This is a genomic window from Fodinicurvata fenggangensis DSM 21160 (assembly GCF_000686045.1).
Taxonomy (GTDB): domain Bacteria; phylum Pseudomonadota; class Alphaproteobacteria; order Kiloniellales; family DSM-21159; genus Fodinicurvata; species Fodinicurvata fenggangensis.
The window spans coordinates 148,881-165,223 of record NZ_JMLV01000004.1; the positions used below are offsets into that span (position 1 = coordinate 148,881).

General features: G+C 65.2%; 17 protein-coding genes. 4 read left to right on the forward strand and 13 right to left on the reverse strand.

The features are described from left to right. Positions 1-56: 56 nt before the first annotated feature. The 5 genes from rplS to ffh all read right to left on the reverse strand — a co-directional run bounded on the left by rplS (position 57) and on the right by ffh (position 3,913). Positions 57-482, reverse strand: a complete 426-nt coding sequence (gene rplS / locus BP38_RS0108220) for a 50S ribosomal protein L19 (RefSeq protein ID WP_026987336.1) — start codon at positions 480-482, stop codon at positions 57-59. A gap of 10 nt (positions 483-492) precedes the next feature. Beyond that, complete coding sequence (gene trmD / locus BP38_RS0108225) at positions 493-1,233, reverse strand: tRNA (guanosine(37)-N1)-methyltransferase TrmD (RefSeq protein ID WP_051609123.1); 741 nt, start codon at positions 1,231-1,233, stop codon at positions 493-495. Positions 1,234-1,294: 61 nt separating this feature from the next. Next, positions 1,295-1,846, reverse strand: a complete 552-nt coding sequence (gene rimM / locus BP38_RS19715) for a ribosome maturation factor RimM (protein WP_035724264.1) — start codon at positions 1,844-1,846, stop codon at positions 1,295-1,297. A 33-nt stretch (positions 1,847-1,879) separates the two neighbouring features. Beyond that, positions 1,880-2,353, reverse strand: a complete 474-nt coding sequence (rpsP, locus tag BP38_RS0108235) for a 30S ribosomal protein S16 (RefSeq protein WP_026987338.1) — start codon at positions 2,351-2,353, stop codon at positions 1,880-1,882. 84 nt (positions 2,354-2,437) lie between these two features. Continuing rightward, the gene (ffh, locus tag BP38_RS0108240) at positions 2,438-3,913 is read right to left on the reverse strand and encodes a signal recognition particle protein (protein ID WP_026987339.1); all 1,476 of its coding nucleotides are present in this window, start codon (positions 3,911-3,913) and stop codon (positions 2,438-2,440) included. Positions 3,914-4,191: 278 nt separating this feature from the next. Between ffh and BP38_RS0108245 the strand changes: the two genes are divergently transcribed. Both BP38_RS0108245 and BP38_RS0108250 read left to right on the forward strand, forming a co-directional pair. Beyond that, a complete protein-coding gene (locus BP38_RS0108245) occupies positions 4,192-4,899 on the forward strand; it encodes a GntR family transcriptional regulator (protein WP_026987340.1) in 708 nt (235 codons plus the stop codon). 37 nt (positions 4,900-4,936) lie between these two features. Then, the gene (locus tag BP38_RS0108250; RefSeq protein ID WP_026987341.1) at positions 4,937-5,674 is read left to right on the forward strand and encodes an SDR family NAD(P)-dependent oxidoreductase; all 738 of its coding nucleotides are present in this window, start codon (positions 4,937-4,939) and stop codon (positions 5,672-5,674) included. A gap of 7 nt (positions 5,675-5,681) precedes the next feature. On the opposite strand, the gene dgcN is transcribed toward BP38_RS0108250, so the two are convergent. Beyond that, entirely contained in the window at positions 5,682-6,695 is a 1,014-nt protein-coding gene (dgcN, locus tag BP38_RS0108255; RefSeq protein WP_035724266.1) for an N-acetyltransferase DgcN, read from the reverse strand. Between the two features lie 134 nt (positions 6,696-6,829). Here dgcN and BP38_RS0108260 point away from each other — a divergent pair, with 134 nt between their 5' ends. Both BP38_RS0108260 and BP38_RS0108265 read left to right on the forward strand, forming a co-directional pair. Next, positions 6,830-8,158 (forward strand): MATE family efflux transporter, encoded by a 1,329-nt coding sequence (locus BP38_RS0108260; RefSeq protein WP_245602363.1) that lies wholly within the window; start codon positions 6,830-6,832, stop codon positions 8,156-8,158. 134 nt (positions 8,159-8,292) lie between these two features. Then, positions 8,293-9,060: an SDR family oxidoreductase gene (locus BP38_RS0108265; protein ID WP_035724268.1), complete on the forward strand. Its 768-nt coding sequence runs from the start codon at positions 8,293-8,295 to the stop codon at positions 9,058-9,060. 86 nt (positions 9,061-9,146) lie between these two features. Here BP38_RS0108265 and BP38_RS0108270 read toward each other — a convergent pair whose 3' ends face one another. The 7 genes from BP38_RS0108270 to dusA all read right to left on the reverse strand — a co-directional run bounded on the left by BP38_RS0108270 (position 9,147) and on the right by dusA (position 16,271). Continuing rightward, complete coding sequence (locus BP38_RS0108270) at positions 9,147-10,271, reverse strand: ABC transporter ATP-binding protein (protein ID WP_026987345.1); 1,125 nt, start codon at positions 10,269-10,271, stop codon at positions 9,147-9,149. 9 nt (positions 10,272-10,280) lie between these two features. Next, entirely contained in the window at positions 10,281-11,198 is a 918-nt protein-coding gene (locus BP38_RS0108275) for an ABC transporter permease (protein ID WP_081816541.1), read from the reverse strand. Beyond that, entirely contained in the window at positions 11,195-12,118 is a 924-nt protein-coding gene (locus BP38_RS0108280) for an ABC transporter permease (RefSeq protein WP_026987347.1), read from the reverse strand. Before BP38_RS0108280 ends, BP38_RS0108275 begins: the two co-directional genes overlap by 4 nt. Positions 12,119-12,211: 93 nt before the next feature. Further along, positions 12,212-13,312, reverse strand: a complete 1,101-nt coding sequence (locus tag BP38_RS0108285; RefSeq protein WP_035724270.1) for an ABC transporter substrate-binding protein — start codon at positions 13,310-13,312, stop codon at positions 12,212-12,214. Positions 13,313-13,484: 172 nt separating this feature from the next. Next, entirely contained in the window at positions 13,485-13,907 is a 423-nt protein-coding gene (locus tag BP38_RS0108290; protein WP_026987349.1) for an OmpA family protein, read from the reverse strand. 171 nt (positions 13,908-14,078) lie between these two features. Next, positions 14,079-15,092, reverse strand: a complete 1,014-nt coding sequence (locus BP38_RS0108295; protein WP_026987350.1) for an NADP-dependent oxidoreductase — start codon at positions 15,090-15,092, stop codon at positions 14,079-14,081. Positions 15,093-15,245: 153 nt separating this feature from the next. Continuing rightward, the gene (gene dusA / locus BP38_RS0108300; protein ID WP_035724272.1) at positions 15,246-16,271 is read right to left on the reverse strand and encodes a tRNA dihydrouridine(20/20a) synthase DusA; all 1,026 of its coding nucleotides are present in this window, start codon (positions 16,269-16,271) and stop codon (positions 15,246-15,248) included. Positions 16,272-16,343 lie beyond the last annotated feature (72 nt).

A 16,343-nucleotide genomic window follows, 5' to 3' on the forward strand; every position in this document is an offset into this window, starting at 1 on the left:
CGTTCCCGATCGTCCCATGGACTGCCCTTGAAGGGCAGCCGGATGGTAGAGTGGAGCTACTTGCGCCCCGCCTTGCGGTCGGCCTGATCCTGGCGCTCTTTCTGGGCGATCTTGCCGGCCAGACCCGTGGTCTTCTCGGCGATGCGAGCCGCCTTGCCGCGCAGGTTGCGCAGGTAGTAGAGCTTGGCGCGGCGCACGTCGCCACGGCGCAGCACCTCGATGCTGTCGATTCGCGGGCTGTAGAGCGGGAAGACACGCTCGACGCCTTCGCCGTAGGATATCTTGCGCACCGTGAAGGAGGAATTCACGCCGCGGTTCTTGCGGGCGATACAGACCCCGTCGAAGGCCTGGACACGCTCGCGAGAGCCTTCGACAACCTTCACGTTGACGCGCAGAGTGTCACCGGGCGCAAAGCGCGGGACCTTGGCATTGGCGTTCAGTGTGGCGATCTGCTCCTGCTCGAGCTGTTCGATCGTATTCATGGCCTTCGTCCTATCCTTCCTCGTTTCCGCCCGTTCGGCGGCGTTCAAGGTAGCGGTGCCAGAGGTCCGGCCGCCGCTGTTGGGTTATTTCCTCTGCGCGGGCCCGCCGCCATTGGCGAACCCTCTCGTGATGGCCGGAAAGCAGAACCTCCGGCACGCTGCGCCCCTGCCATTCCGCGGGTCGCGTATAGTGGGGATACTCAAGCAGATCCCCTTCGAATGACTCATCTCCACCGCTGTCCTGGTTGCCCATGACCCCGGGCAAAAGCCGAACCACGGCATCCAGTATCACCTGTGCGGCCACTTCGCCTCCGGAAAGGACGTAGTCGCCGATGCTGACTTCACGTGTGCCGCTGGCCTGAAGCACACGTTCATCAATCCCCTCGTAACGCCCGCAGAGCAGGCGCAGACCGGGTTCTCCCGCAAACTCGCGTGCCATGGCCTGGTCGAAGGTCCGCCCGCGAGGGCTGAGATAGACCAAGGGACCGGGCCGTTCGGCGCTGGCCTCGATGGCTGCACCGACCACGTCCGGCCGCATCACCATGCCGGCACCGCCGCCGAAGGGGGTATCATCCACGGAGCGGTGTTTATCGCGCGCAAAGCCCCGGATGTCCAGAGCTTCCAGCCGCCAGAGATCCCTTTCCAGGGCCTTTCCTGCCAGGCTGGTCCCCAGCAGGCCGGGAAAGGCTTGCGGAAAGAGGGTCAGGACGGTTGCCGTCCAGGGCTGTGGTTCTGTCCCCGAGCTCGTCACAACTGTCCATCCCTTGAAGCCGCGCTTTATGACCTGTCACGGAGAGCTTGTCCAGCCCCGCTCAGGCTTCCGGCGCGTTTTTTTCCTCGTCTTCCGGGCCGGACCCTGCCTCGGTCTCGGGCGGCGGGTCCACCAGGATGCGTCCCCGGTCCAGGTCGACATCAGGGACGACATCGCGTGAAAAGGGCAGCATGCGTTCGCCGCCATCCTCGTCCCGCAGTTCCAGCAGGTCGCCGGCCCCGAAATTATACACCGCCGAGACGTATCCCAGGGAGTTATCCTCCCTGTCCCGTGCCTCGAGCCCGATCAGGTCCGCGAAGTAGAACTCCTCGGCATCCTCGGGCGGCGGCAGGGCGTCCCGCGTCACATAGAGGCGCGTGCCCTTCAGGGCCTCGGCGGCGTTGCGGTCCTTCACGCCTTCGATTTCGGCGATCAGCATGCCTTTCTTTTGGCCCTTCAGGTTCAGGCGGTAGCTGTTGCCTTCCTCGTCCTGCAGGGGGCCGTAGGCCGCCACGGACTCCGGTTCCTCGGTGAAGGTCTTGACCGTGACCTGGCCGCGCACGCCGTGAACGCCCGCGATGGCGGCCAGACAGACAAGCTTTTCCGGAGTCATGGAGTCTCCGCCCTCTGCAGTCCAACCACCAGGTTACGCCTTGGCTTCCTCGCTGCTTTCCTCGGCGGGAGCTTCCTCGGCAGGGGCTTCCTCGGCAGGGGCTTCCTCGGCGGGGGCCTCTTCGGCAGCAGCTTCTGCGCTGGCCGCAGCGGCCTCTTCCTCGGCCTGCTTGCGGCGCTCTTCGTCTTCGCGCATGCGCTCCTGCGCCTTGGCGCCCGGCTGGCTCTTCTTGGTCTGCTCGCGCCGCGGCTTCGCCTTGATCAGGTCGCGCTCGGCCAGGAAGCGGGCCACCCGCTCGGTGGGCTGGGCCCCGTGGGACAGCCAGTACTGGATGCGTTCGGTGTTCAGGCGAATGCGCTCCTCATGCTCACGCGGCAGCATGGGGTTGTAGGTGCCCAGCTTCTCCTTGAAGCGACCGTCGCGCGGCATGCGCGTGTCGGCCACGACGATGGAGTAGAAGGGGCGCTTCTTGGCGCCGCCGCGGGCGAGGCGAATCTTCAGGGACATCGGGTTTCCTTTCTTTCCTTAATAAGCACGTGTTCGAAGTCTTGTGGCCGGACCTGGCCAGATGGCTGGCCGGCTGTAGTGATCCTATTTCTTGCCGCCGAAGGGGTTGCTCATGTCGCCGAGGCCGGGGGGCAGGCCGCCGCCGCCACCGCCACTGCCCATGCCGCCGGGACCGCCCATGCCCCCCGGGCCGCCCATGCCGCCACCGGGGGGCATGCCCGGCATGCCGCCGCGCATCATGCCCTTCTTGCCCAGCTTGCGGGCGCGTTTCATCATCTTCTGGGCGTCGGCAAACTGTTTCAGCAGCTTGTTGACCTCCTGCACCGAGGTGCCGGAGCCGGACGCGATCCGCTTGCGGCGCGAGGCCTTGATGATCTCGGGGTGGGCTCGTTCCTTCTTGGTCATGGACGAGATGATGGCCAGCTGGCGATTGACCATGCCGTCGTCCACGTTGGCGTTCTTGAGCTGCTCCTGCATCTTGCCCATGCCGGGCATGAGGTTCATCAGCTGCTGCATGCCGCCCATCTTGGTGAGCTGCTTCAGCTGCTTGGCCATGTCGTCCAGGTCGAACTTGCCCTTCTCGAGCTTCTTGGCCATCTTCTCGGCCTCGTCCTGCTCGAAGCTCTCGGCCGCTTTCTCGACCAGCGAGACGATGTCGCCCATGCCCAGGATACGTCCGGCGACACGATCGGCATGGAAGTTCTCGAGGGCGTCCAGCTTTTCGCCCACGCCCAGCAGCTTGATGGGGCGGCCGGTGACCGCGCGCATGGACAGGGCCGCGCCGCCGCGCGCATCGCCATCCACACGGGTCAGCACGATGCCGGAGATGCCGACGCGCTCGTTGAAGGTGCTGGCGACATTGACGGCATCCTGGCCGGTCATGGCATCGGCGACCAGCAGGGTTTCCTTGGGCTTGACGGCGTCGCGCACCTCGGCGACCTCGTTCATCAAGGCCTCGTCGATGGACAGGCGGCCGGCGGTATCCAGCATGACCACGTCATAGCCTTCCAGCGCGCCGGTGTTCATGGCGCGCTTGGCGATGGCCAGCGGTGGTTCGCCGCTGACGATGGGCAGTGTGGCGACGCCCGCCTGCTCGCCGAGAACCGCCAGCTGGTGCTGGGCCGCGGGACGGCTGGTGTCCAGCGAGGCCATCAGGACCTTCTTGCGGTCCTTTTCGGTCAGGCGCTTGGCCAGCTTGGCGCAGGAGGTGGTCTTGCCCGAGCCCTGAAGGCCCACGAACATGACGGGGACCGGTGGCTGGGCCGCCAGGTCGATGGCGCCGGTCTCGGGGTCCGAGCCGCCCAGGGTCTCCACGAGGTGGTCGTGGACGACCTTGACCACCATCTGTCCCGGGGTCACCGAGCGCAGGACCTCCTGGCCAATGGCCTTTTCCTTGACGCCGGCAATGAAGTCCTTGACGACGGGCAGGGCAACGTCGGCCTCGAGCAGGGCGACGCGAACCTCGCGCAGCGCTTCGGAGACATCTTCCTCGCTCAGCGCGCCGCGTTTCGTCAGGCGCTCAAAGACGCCAGAGAGACGTTCCTGCAGTGATTCGAACATGCGTTCCTTCCCGTCGGATTGACTGGCCGGACCTCCGAACAGCAGGTTTCGCACCGCTGCGCGAAAACTCGCGGACCGGTGGAGCTCCTCGGAGCCGACAGGCAACCTGTGGCGATAATACGGGGAACCTAGAAAACCACGGGCCCTGCGTCAAACGGATTCCGCATCATCAGGCGGTGCGCTGGTCTGGACGGCCTTCCCTGCGCCGGAATTTTCCGGCATTATTGAATTCCGTATGCGAAAATACCGCAGGCAGGCAGCCTGATTATGGGGGTGACATGGAACCGTTGGCCCAGCAACCGGCCCTGATCGACCAGGTCTACGAGAAACTGCTGGCCGCGATCACGGCCGGCGAAATCCAGCCCGGCGAACGCCTGGCCCAGGAAAAGCTGGCAGCGCGCCTGGGTGTCTCGCGCCAGCCGGTCAGCCATGCGCTCGCCATGCTGAAGAAACAGGGGCTGCTCACCGAGCTGGGGCGCAAGGGCCTGCAGGTGGCACCGCTGGATGCCGAACGTGTGCGCGCCTTCTATCAGCTGCGCGTAGCGCTGGACGGCCTGGCGGCCCAACTGGCCGCACGCCGGGCGGCTAAGCTGAGCGATCACGAGCGCGACCGGCTGCAGGCCGTCCTCTCCGAAGGGCGTGCGGCCCTGATGGCGAACGCGGTGGCGGACCTGGTGGCGGCGGACGCTGCCTTTCACCGCCAGCTCTATCAGCTGTCCGGCAATTCGGTGGTGGTGGAAACGGCTGCGCAGTCCTGGCCGCATCTGCGCCGGGCCCTGTCGGTAGCGCTGGGACGTGCCCCGGCCAGCCCGCGGGTCTGGGAGGAGCATGCCGAGATCGCCGACGCCGTCCTGTCCGGCAATGCCGCGCAGGCCAAGTCCCTGGCCGAGGTTCATGCGGCGCGCGCCGGCAACGAGATATGGCAGCGCCTGCAGGACGCCGGTGCGGTCAGCGGGACCTCCCCACAGGTGAGCGGCGAGCGTTGAGCCGCCACCAGTTCCTTCCAGATCCGGGATTCAATGAATGACCAACCCTGTCCTTCTCGTAACCGGCGGCAGCCGCGGCATCGGTGCGGCCGTCGTGCGGCGGGCGGCCGCCCAGGGCTATGACCTTTGCATCAACTACAGCCGGGATTCCAGAGCGGCCGAGGAACTGGTCGGTGAAGTCGAGGCCCTGGGCCGCCGGGCCATAGCGGTGCAGGCCGATGTCAGCGATGCGCAGGCGGTGGCGCAACTGTTCGACCGCTGCACGGAAAGACTGGGGAGGCTTTCGGCCCTGGTGAATTGCGCTGGAGTGACGGGCCGCATCTCGTCCCTGGCCGAGGCGGCGCCGGACACCATTCGCCAGACCATCGACATCAACCTGACGGGAACGCTCTATTGCTGTCGCGAGGCGGTGCGTCGCATGAGCCGGAACCGCGGCGTGATCGTCAACATTTCCTCGCCATCGGCCTATAACGGCGCGCCGCATGAGTTCGTCTGGTATGCGGCCTCGAAGGGCGGCGTGGACAGCCTGACGATCGGCCTGGCGCGCGAATGTGCCGATGAGGGCATCCGCGTGAATGCCGTGGCGCCGGGCCTGACCGAGACCGACCTGCACGCCTCGGGCGGTGCACCGGACCGGGCGCAACGCCTGGCGCCGCAGATACCGCTGAAACGGGCCGCCACACCGGATGAGATCGCCGATCCCGTTGTCTACCTGCTGGGGCCAGGCGCCGGCTATGTAACCGGCGCGGTGCTGCGCGTGATCGGCGGGCGCTGAGCCGGCCTCAGAATTCCTGTTCCAGGCGGTCCGCCAGGCTGCCGACCCCGTGGCGCACAGGGTCCACGGCTGGCAGGCTGAAACGGTCCTCCAGGCGCTCCAGGTAGGCATCGGCCTCGTCCTCGGGCAGCTTCGCCGTGTTGACCGCGATGCCGGTGAAGCGCGCATCGGGATTGGTCAGGTGCGCGGCCTCCAGATTGCGGTCCATGCAGACCTTCAGGTCGGGCAGGGGATAGTCCGGCAGGCCCCGCATGTGCCTGCGGGTCGGTTCGTGACAGAGCACCAGGGCATCGGCCTGGGCACCGTGCAGCAGACCCATGGACACCCCGGCGAAGGAGGCATGGAACAGCGACCCCTGGCCCTCGATCAGGTCCCAGTGGTCGGGTTCGTTATCCGGCGAGAGCCATTCCACCGCGCCCGAAATGAAATCCGCCACCACGGCATCGATGGAGATTCCGGTGCCCTTGATCAGGATTCCGGTCTGGCCGGTGGCCCGGAAGTCGGCTTTCAGGCCGCGGCGCTGCAGTTCGTGCTCGAGCGCCAGGGTGGTGTACATCTTGCCCACGGAGCAGTCGCTGCCCACGGCCAGCAGCCGCTTGCCCGAGCGCGGCTTGCCGTTGGCGACCTCGACCTCCTGGGTGGGATGGCGCACATCCCAGAGCTGGCGTCCGTGCTTTTCCGCCAGCTCCGCCAGGACGGGTACATCCACCAGCCGGTTGTGCAGCCCGGCAGCCAGGTCGTAGCCCATCTCCAGGGCCTGCCCCAGGACCTCCAGCCAGACCTGGGAGAAGCGCCCGCCGCGGTTGGCCACGCCGATCACCAGGGTCTTGGCCCCCGCTTCACGGCCCTGTTCCAGGCTCAGGTCCGCCAGGCCCACGTCCGCCTGGCAGCCCTCGAGCCGCAGCTGGCCGACGCAGCCGTCCTTGCGCCAGTGCGCGATGCCGTCGGCGGTCTTGGCCGCCAACTGGTCGGGGGCGTCACCGAGAAAGAGAAGGTAGGGGGAACGGATCGTGCTGGACATACGCATATCTTCCTTTAAACGCGGAAACTCCCGGGGCCGGGACACCGGCCTCTCTCGTCATTCATGGCGATCTTTTCGCATGGAATGCGGGCAAAGAAAATGCCGTTTGGACGCAACGAGGGGGAAGTGGGCTCTTGCAGGCGCGCATAGACACAGAGGTGAACTGGTCGCGCAGGGTCTGGCGCATTTCGGGCCCGGTCATCCTGTCCAACCTTTCGATCCCGCTGCTGGGGGCGGTGGACACGGCGGTCATGGGGCACATGCCGGGGCCGTCCTATGTGGGGGCGGTGGCGGTTGGCGCCCTGATCTTCAATGTCTTCTACTGGATCTTCGGGTTCCTGCGCATGGGAACCACGGGCTTTGCCGCGCAGGCCCATGGGGCGGAGGATGCGGTGGAACGGGCCGCCGTGATCTGGCGGGCCGCGCTGGTGGGCGGCGTCCTTGGACTGGGCCTGATCGTCCTGCAGTGGCCATTGGGACTTCTCGCCTTTGCCGTGATCGACCCCAGTGCCGAGGTGACGGCCCTGGGCGAGCGCTACTATGACCTGCGCATCTGGGGGGCGCCGGCCACCCTGATCACCTATGCCATCAGCGGCTGGCTGCTGGGCATCGACCGGGCCGGCCATGTGCTGGCGGTGCAGTTGACACTCAACGGGCTCAACATCGCCCTCAACCTCTTCTTCGTGCTGGGCCTGGGCATGACTGTGGAGGGCGTGGCGCTGGGCACCGTGATTGCGGAGTACACGGCCGTGACGCTCGGGCTGGTGCTGGTCTGGCGGCGCCTGCGCCCAGAGCAGGTCCTGGTTTCCCGCCACAGGCTGTTCGCCCGCGCCCGCCTGCTGGCGCTGTTCCGGGTCAACCGCGACATCATGATCCGCACGGCCTGCCTGCAGACGGCCTTCGTTCTGTTCACCGCGATCGGTGCACGAATGGGGGATGTGACGCTGGCGGCCAATGCCATCCTGATCAACCTGCTGCAGTTCACCTCCTACGGCCTGGACGGCTTCGCACATGCCGCCGAAGCGCTGGCCGGCCAGGCCTTTGGTGCGCGTCGGCGGTCTTCGTTCCGGCGGGCCGCCTGGGTCAGCAGCCTCTGGGCCGCCGGGGCCGCGGTGGCGGTTTCCCTGCTGTTCTGGCTGGCCGGCGAGGCCATCCTGTCGCTCTACACGAACCAGGACCCGGTCCTGCGTCAGGCCGGGACCTACATGCCCTGGATGGTGGCCATGCCGCTGGTGGCCGTGGCCTCCTACCAACTGGATGGCGTCTTCATCGGCGCCACGCGCACGGTGGCCATGCGCAACGCCATGATCGCATCGCTGCTGGTCTACCTGGCGGTCCTGGCCGTGGCGGTCCCGCTGTGGGGGAACCACGGTCTCTGGTTCTCGATGGTCAGCCTGATGCTGGCCCGTGCCGCCACCCTGGCGGTCCGCTGGCCGGCCCTGGAACGCACGGTAGAGGGCTAGGCCCTTTTCAGTACTGATGTAACCTGCCGACACAACTTTTGGCTCCCGCCGCAAGAAGCGGATGGCGGGGATGCTGCCGATCGAGAGAGATTTGACTCTCACATGCAAGATCACATTCGTGAGAGGAGCAAATCATGATCTTATTGAACAAGACCGCACTCGTAACGGGAGCCAGTTCCGGTATCGGCCGTGCCACGGCAAAACTCTTTGCCCAAGAGGGGGCGACGGTGGTTGTCACGGCACGCCGCCAGGCCGAGCTCGACAGCTTGGTGGCCGAGATAGAAACGGACGGCGGGCAGGCCTGCGCCCTTGCCGGGGATGTCCGGGAGGAGTTGCATGCTCGTGCCCTGGTGGATGTGGCCAGGGAGCGTTTCGGGGGGCTGGACATCGCCTTCAACAACGCCGGCGTCGTCGGCGATATGCTGGAAACCACGGAGCTGTCCCTGTCCTCCTGGCAGGAGATGCTGGACACCAACCTGACCAGTGCGTTTCTGGGTGCGAAGTACCAGGTGCCGGCGATGCTGGAACGCGGCGGCGGCTCGCTTATCTTCACCTCGACCTTCGTCGGCTACAGCGTCGGCATGCCGGGCATGACGGCCTATGCCGCCAGCAAGTCGGGTCTGATCGGGCTGGTGCGTGGCCTGGCGGTCGAGCACGGGGCAAGGGGCATCCGGGTGAATACCCTGCTGCCCGGCGGCACCGACACTCCGGCCAGCATCACCAATGCCCCGGACGCCACACCGGAGCTGCTCACCTTCGTGGAAGGCCTGCATGCTCTCAAGCGAATGGCCACGCCCGAGGAGATTGCCCGTTCGGCCCTTTACCTGGCCTCAGATGCCTCCAGCTTCACCACCGGCACGGCCCTGCTCGCGGATGGCGGTGTCTCGATATCGCGCACTTGAAGCGTTTTGACGGGTGTGGGCCTTTTCCTTCTCTTGGGAAGAAAGGGCTTGCACCCAACGCTATGCAGGAGCGTTCGTGGTGGAAGTCAATCTGCCAGCACCAGCATGTCGTGTGCTTCCCAGGAGCACCAGACACGGTCGCCGGGCCGCAGGGCGGGATCGTTGCGGCGGGCCTCGTTCTGGACGTTGGCGTTGATGGTGAAGGCGCCGTCCAGGGTGACGAAGACATAGCTCATGTCACCGTAGTAGGCGACATTCTTGACGGTGCCCTGGCGCCGCACGCGGCTTTCGCCCTCGGGGGCCTCTGCCGTGACGCGCACCTTTTCCGGACGCACGGCCAGGTCCACCTCTTCGCGCCCTTCGAAGATCGAGCTGTCCTGGGTGGGTGCTGTCATGGGGCCCAAGCCCGCGACGCGCACATCCAACCGGTCCTCATGCCGAGATTCCAGCCGTCCGCTAAAGAGGTTCATCTTGCCGATGAAGTCGGCGACGAAGCGCCGGGTCGGGTATTCGTAAAGGGTCAGCGGGGCGGCCACCTGCTGCACCTGCCCGTCGTTCATCACGGCCACGCGGTCGGCCATGGAGAGGGCCTCGTCCTGGTCATGGGTGACGATGATGAAGGTGATGCCCAGGGCATGGCGCAGGCGCACAAGTTCCATCTGCATGGCCTCGCGCAGCTTGGCGTCCAGGGCCGAGAGCGGCTCGTCCAGCAGCAGAACACGCGGACGCTTGATCAGGGCGCGCGCCAGTGCGACGCGCTGGCGCTGGCCGCCGGAGAGCTGGTCAGGTTGCTTGTCGGCCTGGTTGTCCAGCTTGACGAGTTGCAGGGCCTCTTCCACCCGATCGCGTGCTTCGCTGCGCCCCACGCCGGCGACCTTCAGGCCATAGGCCACATTCTCGCGCACGCTCATGTGCGGGAAGACGGCATAGGACTGGAAGACCATGTTCACCGGTCGCCTGTTGGGCGGCTGCAGGCTCATGTCCTTGCCATCCAGGTGAATGGTCCCGGCGTTCGGCATCTCAAAACCGGCCAGCATGCGCAGCAGGGTGGTCTTGCCGCAGCCGGAGGGGCCCAGAAGGGCAAAGAACTCGTTCTCGGCGATGTCCAGGTTCACATCCTCGACGGCGGTGAAGTCGCCGAAGACCTTGGTGACCCCGCGCAGGGACAGGATGGTCCGCTGGTCGGCGTTGTGCTCGGAGGCAGCGTACATGATCGGGACCTACTCCGTTTGTCGTGAGCGCAGGGGGTGCATCAGGCTGCGCCCCTGCAGCCACATGGCCAGGGTCGCTGTGACGATGGTGATCAGGATCAGGATGGTCGAGGCGGCATTGACCTCGGGGGTCACGCTGAAGCGGACCATGGAGAAGATCTTCACCGGCAGGGTGATGGTGTTGGGGCCGGCGGTGAAGAAGGTGATGACAAAGTCGTCCAGGGACAGCGTGAAGGCGATCAGCGCGCCTGCGATCACGGCCGGCTTGAGGTGCGGCAGCAGTATGTAGCGCATGTTCTGCCACTGCGTGGCACCCAGGTCGGTGGAGGCCTCTTCCAGCGCGCGATCGAAATTCGACAGGCGGGCCCGCACCACGATCGCCACGAAGGGAAAGGAAAAGGCGATATGTGCAATGGTAATCTTGACCAGGTTGACCGGCCAGGGCAGGTCCGTCGGCCAGCCGATGCGGGCGAAGAAGGCCATCATGGCCACGCCCATGCAGATCTCGGGAATCACGATCGGCAGGGCCGTCAGGCCCTCGAAAGCGGCGCGGCCCCGGAAGCGGAAGCGCCAGAGCGCAATCGCCACCAGCGTTCCAAGCAGGGTCGCGACGACGGTGTTCATCAGCGCGATGGTCAGGGAATTGATGAAGGCCTCCATCAATTCGGTGTTGTTGAAGGCCGCGACATAGTAGTCGGTGGTGAAGCCCTGCCAGACGATGTTGCGCTTGCTGTCATTGAAGCTGAAGGCGACCAGGACAACCATGGGCGCATAGAGGAAGAAGAAGACGAGGAAGAGCGGCAGGCGCATCCACCAGCGCCGGCTGTAATCCAGGGGGCCGGGGGGCAGCTTGCGGTGCTGCCGTGGCGGCCTGCGTGCTTCGTTTTCCGAATGGGGCGCCAGCAGGGAAGAGTTGGATCTGCTCATACGCCCCCCCTTGCTTCCGCATTGCGCCCGGCCAGGACGGCGCGCAGGGCCAGGGCGCCGAAGGTGGCATACATCAGCAGCAGCGAAAGTGCCGCGCCGAAGGGCCAGTCGTTGGCCGCCTTGAACTGGCGCTCGATGACGTTGCCGATCATCTGGCTGTCGGTGCCGCCGAGTATGGCCGGGATGAAGAAGTAGCCCAGAGCCGGGATGAAGACGATGATGATGCCCGACAGCGCACCCTGCCAGGTGAGCGGCAGGATGACCGAGCGGAAGGTGCGCAGGTGTCCGGCGCCCAGGTCCAGGCTGGCCTCGATATAGGAGCGGTCCATGCGCTCGATGTTGGCGTAGAGCGGCAGCACCATGAAGGGCAGGAAGGCATAGACCAGACCGGCCGACACCGCGAAGTTGTTGTAGAGCAGGGGCAAGGGCGTGAAGTACTCGCCCAGCAGGTTCTGGTCGCCCAGCCCAGCCAGGGCAAGCAGGTCGTTGGCGCGCGTCCAGAGCCATTCATAGGCCATGTTGACGAAGCCGCGCCCACGGAAGACGGCGATCAGGGAATAGGTGCGGATCAGCACATTGATCCAGAAGGGCAGGATCACGATCAGCAGCAGCAGCGCTTTCCAGCGCGCCGGCGCGAAGGCGATGGCGAAGGCCACCGGGTAGCCGAGCAGCAGGCAGACAAGCGTGGCGCCGCCGGCGATCAGGATCGATTTCCAGATGATGCCCAGGTAAAGCGGATCGAGGGCGCGGATATAGTTGTCCAGCGTCCCGGTGATCTCGATGCCGATGATGCCGCTCTTCTCGCCGAAGCTGAGGACAAAGACAACACTGAGCGGGGCAAGGAAAAAGGCGGCAAGCCAGAAGCCCGGCGGCAGGAGGAACAGCCAGAATAGGAGCGGATGCTTGCGCCAGCTTTCCATGTGGTTCGCCCGGGGCCCCCTCGGCAGCGGATCAATGGACAGAGGAACGACGGGCGGGCCGCGTCATGCCACGCGGCCCGTCCATGGTCGGATTCAGGAGGAGAGGATGCGTGTCCAGGATTCCTCGAGCATGCGGGTGACCTCTTCCCCGCGGTAAAGCGCGGATTCGCATTCCTCCAGCACCTCTTCCGGCGGGAAGATGGCGGGATTGTCCTTGTAGTCCTCCGGCATCAATTCGCGGGCCGCCTCGTTGGGCGTGGCATAGCGGATGAAGTCGGCGATCTCGGCCCCGACCTCGGCGTCCAGCAGATAGTTGATGAATTCGTGTGCGTTGTTCGGGTGTGGTGCGTCCTTGGGAATGCACAGGCAGTCCTCCCACAACAGCCCGCCTTCCTTGGGTACGATGTAGGAGAGGTCGTCATCCTCGCGCATGACCTGGACGATATCGCCCGACCATTCGACGGCCAGGTCGACCTCGCCGGACAACAGCAGGTCCTGTCCGGTGTCGGGGGCGATGACCTTCACGTTGGGTTTCTGGGCCATCAGCATCTCCTCGACGGCCTTGATCTCCTCCGGATCGTCGGTGTTGTAGGAGTAGCCGCGGTACATGGCGGCCTGGCCCATCATGGAAACCGCTTCGCTGATCCAGGCGATGCGCCCGGCAAACTCGTCAGAATCGAATACCACCTTCCAGCTGTCGGGGGTGCCGACCCGCGACTTGCGGAAGCCGATGCCCATGGTGCCCCACATGTAGGGCATGGAGTGCTCGCGGCCCGGATCGAACTCCACATTGTTCTTGAAGGGAGCCGCGATGTTCTTCTCGTAGTTGGGGATCTTCGCGTGATCCAGCGGCATCAGCATGTCCGCCAGGATCATGCGCTCGACGTAGGTGTCGGAGGGAACGATGACATCGAAGCCGGGATTTCCCTCGCGCAGGCGGGCAAAGAGCTCGTCGTTGTCGGCGAAGAGGCTCATGGAGACGTTGATGCCCGTCTCTTCCCGGAAATCCTCCAGCGTGGTTTCGCCGATGTAGGTGTCCCAGTTATAGAAGTTCAGTTCCTTTTCTTCCTCCTGGGCCCAGGCCAGACGCCCGCCGGCCCCGAAGGTCACGCCCACAGCGGCAGCACCGGCCATGAAGCGGCGGCGGCTGATTTCGTCTCTCAGGATCTGTCCGGGGGATTTCTTCTTCTGCATGGTCCTCGGTCTCCTTCGTTCACGTGTGCCTCTTCGCCACCGCAGTGACGCCTGTCTTGTCTTTTGCAGTATTTGAACGATTGCTGCGTCATATCGCAAGAGTGGTCTTGCAAAAGTTGCAACCTCACCGCGACTATTCCGCCTGTAGCCGGGTTTTATAACGTTTGAGCGGCTATTCCGCGTCCAGGATCAGGATGCGCCGTTCCATGGCGTGGTGGGTCATTTCGCGCGAGTCCCCCGGCAGCAGTGTCACCGCCGTGGCCTTCAGGCCGCTGTCCCGAAGGGCCTGTACCACGGCTTCCGTTCGGCGGAGCGCCAGGGCCTTGTTGTAATCGGTGTCCCCGAAGATTTCCGGCTGGGCGATGACGCAGAGATCATCGGTGTGGCTGGGATTCTTCAGGAAGGTTTCAAGGCGCTTGCGCTCCCGCTCCGACAGTTCGGCGGAATCAGGAGAGAAGGTGACGACCATGGGCGCTTCCTGGGGCTGGGCCAGCGCTTGAAGGCAGTCTTCCTTGGCCGATGCCAAGAATGGCAGGCCGAGGCAAAGCAAACCTGCCGCCAGTGCAAAGGATCCCGAGATAGCCAAGTGGCGCATGCGATCAGCCTGTCCTAATATCCAAAAAAACGAACCTGTTACCTGTCCTGTGGCGGAAAAGCCGCAGAGAGGATTGCTGTGCGAGGCTCTCCATGCAAGGCCGGGAATGCGGCATCGTTAAGGCGTGAAGGTGAAGAATCCGGAACCGGCGCCAAGGTCGGCACTCCCGATTCAGGATTTGTCGAGCGCAACGAGCATCTTCCCGGTGTTGTCTCCCCGGAAGAGTCCGATAAAGGCCTCGGGTGCGTTTTCCAGGCCTTCGACGACGGTTTCGCGCCAGGTGATCTGTCCGCCAGCGATCCACTGCGACATTTCCCGCGTGAATTCGGGCAGCAGGTCGAAGTGATCCCGTACGATCATGCCCTGTAGCTTGATGCGCTTGCCCACGGCCTGGAAGAGGTTGTGGACGGCGGGCAGCTCGGAACCGGCATTGTACTGTCCGATCATGCCGCATAGCACGAACCGCGCACCTTCATTGGCGAGGGCCAGGGCCGCGTCCAGGTGGTCACCGCCGACATTGTCGAAGTAGATATCGATGCCGTCGGGACAGGCCTCGGCCAGCGCAGCCTGCAGGTTCTCCACGGTCTTGTAGTTGATGACGGCATCGACGCCGGCCTCCTGAAGCAGCCAGTCGATCTTGTCCTGGCTGCCGGCCGAGCCAACCACGCGGCAGCCGCGCAGCTTGGCGACCTGGCAGACGACCGCGCCCACGGCCCCGGCTGCGGCGGAGACGAAGATCGTTTCCCGTGCCTTGGGCTCCGCGATCCGGGTCAGGCCGGCATAGGCGGTGAGCCCCGGCATGCCCAGGACACCCAGGTAGGCCTGGGCAGGGACCTTGTCGGCATCGATTTTTCTTGTGCCTGCGGCATCCACGACGGCCTGGTCGCGCCAGCCGGCAAAGTGCGAGACCAGGTCTCCCGACTGGAAGCGTTCATCCCGGCTTTCGGTGACGCGTCCGATGGCGCCGCCCTCGAGCGCTTCGCCGAGCTGGAAGGGCGGAATGTAGCTCTTGCGGTCGTTCATGCGTCCGCGCATGTAGGGGTCGACCGACATCCAGAGATTCCGCACGAGGATCTGACCCTCCTGCGGCGCCGCGAGCGGGCGCTCCACCAGTTCGAAGTTCTCCCTGGAGGGCAGGCCCTCGGGACGGCTTTTCAGATGGATTTCACGGGCGGTGACGGTCATGGGACTCTCCAGGGGTAAGCGGCGCAAAATGGGAGGGGCTGGCTGCGGGCGGCCTTTCGGAACAGCCCGTCCGGCAAAGCGGTCGCTGTGCGATGCTCCGCCCCGATCTTCGGCGCAAAAGGTTTGGTGATAGCGGGCGTGAAGTCAACCTGGCTACAGGGCCAGGGCGGCTGCCGGCTGAGCCTCAGTCCCTGCGTAGATGCGCTGGGGCTGCATGGCGGCAAGCGCCTCTTCCAGGATTTCCGGTCCGGCCTGCTCAAGGCGTCGTGAATCGCTCAGCACCTGCCGCCAGCGGCGCGCACCGGGCTGCCCGTTGAACAGACCCAGGACGTGACGGGTTATGGCACGCGGCGGAACGCCCCTTTCCTGTTGCAGCTGCAGGTAGGACAGCAACCTGCGTGCGGTTGCCTCGCGTGAGCCGACAGGCGGTGTTTTGCCGAAGAAGCGTCGGTCGACCTCCGCCAGCACCCAGGGGTCCTTGTAGGCCGCACGTCCCAGCATGACGCCGTCCACACGCGCCAGCTGGTCTTCGGCCTGGTCCAGGCTCTCCACACCGCCGTTCAGGATGATGGCCAGGCCGGGGAAATCGGCCTTCAGGCGATAGACTGTTTCGTAGCTGAGCGGCGGAATCTCGCGATTCTCCTTGGGGCTCAGCCCCTTCAGCCAGGCCTTGCGGGCGTGGATGATGAAGGTCTCGCAGCCGCCGTCGGCCACCCGGGCCACGAAGTCGCGGAGTTCCTCGTAGCTGTCTCGGTGGTCGACGCCGATGCGTGTCTTGACCGTGACCGGACGCGCGGTCGCGTTCTTCATCGCCCTTACGCAGGTCGCCACCAGCTCGGGCTCGGCCATCAGGCAGGCGCCGAAGCGGCCGTTCTGGACGCGGTCGCTGGGACAGCCGACGTTGAGGTTGATCTCGTCGTAGCCATAGCTCTCGCCCGCCGCCGCCGATTCCGCCAGGGCGGCCGGATCGGACCCGCCCAGCTGCAGCGCCACGGGATGTTCCGCCGCATCGAAGGCCAGGTGCCGCTCAGCGTCGCCATAGAGAATGGCGCCGGTAGTCACCATCTCGGTATAGAGCAGCGCATGGCGCGTCATGAGGCGATGGAAAGCCCGGCAGTGCCGGTCCGTCCAGTCCATCATCGGGGCCACGCTGAACCTGTGATTCAGGTTTTCCGCCATTCTTCGAACTCATCCAATTCCCGGGCACAGGCGTGCTGCAGACTCATGTGCCCTTGATCGCTTGCCATGCAA

Bases quoted from the DNA above. Each gene is read 5' to 3' on its own strand.
- BP38_RS0108245 (WP_026987340.1), top strand. From the start codon at position 4,192: ATGGAACCGTTGGCCCAGCAACCGGCCCTGATCGACCAGGTCTACGAG.
- BP38_RS0108280 (WP_026987347.1), bottom strand. From the start codon at position 12,118: ATGGAAAGCTGGCGCAAGCATCCGCTCCTATTCTGGCTGTTCCTCCTG.
- BP38_RS0108285 (WP_035724270.1), bottom strand. From the start codon at position 13,312: ATGCAGAAGAAGAAATCCCCCGGACAGATCCTGAGAGACGAAATCAGC.
- dgcN (WP_035724266.1), bottom strand. From the start codon at position 6,695: ATGTCCAGCACGATCCGTTCCCCCTACCTTCTCTTTCTCGGTGACGCC.
- BP38_RS0108290 (WP_026987349.1), bottom strand. From the start codon at position 13,907: ATGCGCCACTTGGCTATCTCGGGATCCTTTGCACTGGCGGCAGGTTTG.
- dusA (WP_035724272.1), bottom strand. From the start codon at position 16,271: ATGGCGGAAAACCTGAATCACAGGTTCAGCGTGGCCCCGATGATGGAC.
- BP38_RS0108275 (WP_081816541.1), bottom strand. From the start codon at position 11,198: ATGAGCAGATCCAACTCTTCCCTGCTGGCGCCCCATTCGGAAAACGAA.
- BP38_RS0108265 (WP_035724268.1), top strand. From the start codon at position 8,293: ATGATCTTATTGAACAAGACCGCACTCGTAACGGGAGCCAGTTCCGGT.
- BP38_RS0108295 (WP_026987350.1), bottom strand. From the start codon at position 15,092: ATGACCGTCACCGCCCGTGAAATCCATCTGAAAAGCCGTCCCGAGGGC.
- BP38_RS0108250 (WP_026987341.1), top strand. From the start codon at position 4,937: ATGACCAACCCTGTCCTTCTCGTAACCGGCGGCAGCCGCGGCATCGGT.
- BP38_RS0108270 (WP_026987345.1), bottom strand. From the start codon at position 10,271: ATGTACGCTGCCTCCGAGCACAACGCCGACCAGCGGACCATCCTGTCC.
- rpsP (WP_026987338.1), bottom strand. From the start codon at position 2,353: ATGTCCCTGAAGATTCGCCTCGCCCGCGGCGGCGCCAAGAAGCGCCCC.
- ffh (WP_026987339.1), bottom strand. From the start codon at position 3,913: ATGTTCGAATCACTGCAGGAACGTCTCTCTGGCGTCTTTGAGCGCCTG.
- rplS (WP_026987336.1), bottom strand. From the start codon at position 482: ATGAATACGATCGAACAGCTCGAGCAGGAGCAGATCGCCACACTGAAC.
- rimM (WP_035724264.1), bottom strand. From the start codon at position 1,846: ATGACTCCGGAAAAGCTTGTCTGTCTGGCCGCCATCGCGGGCGTTCAC.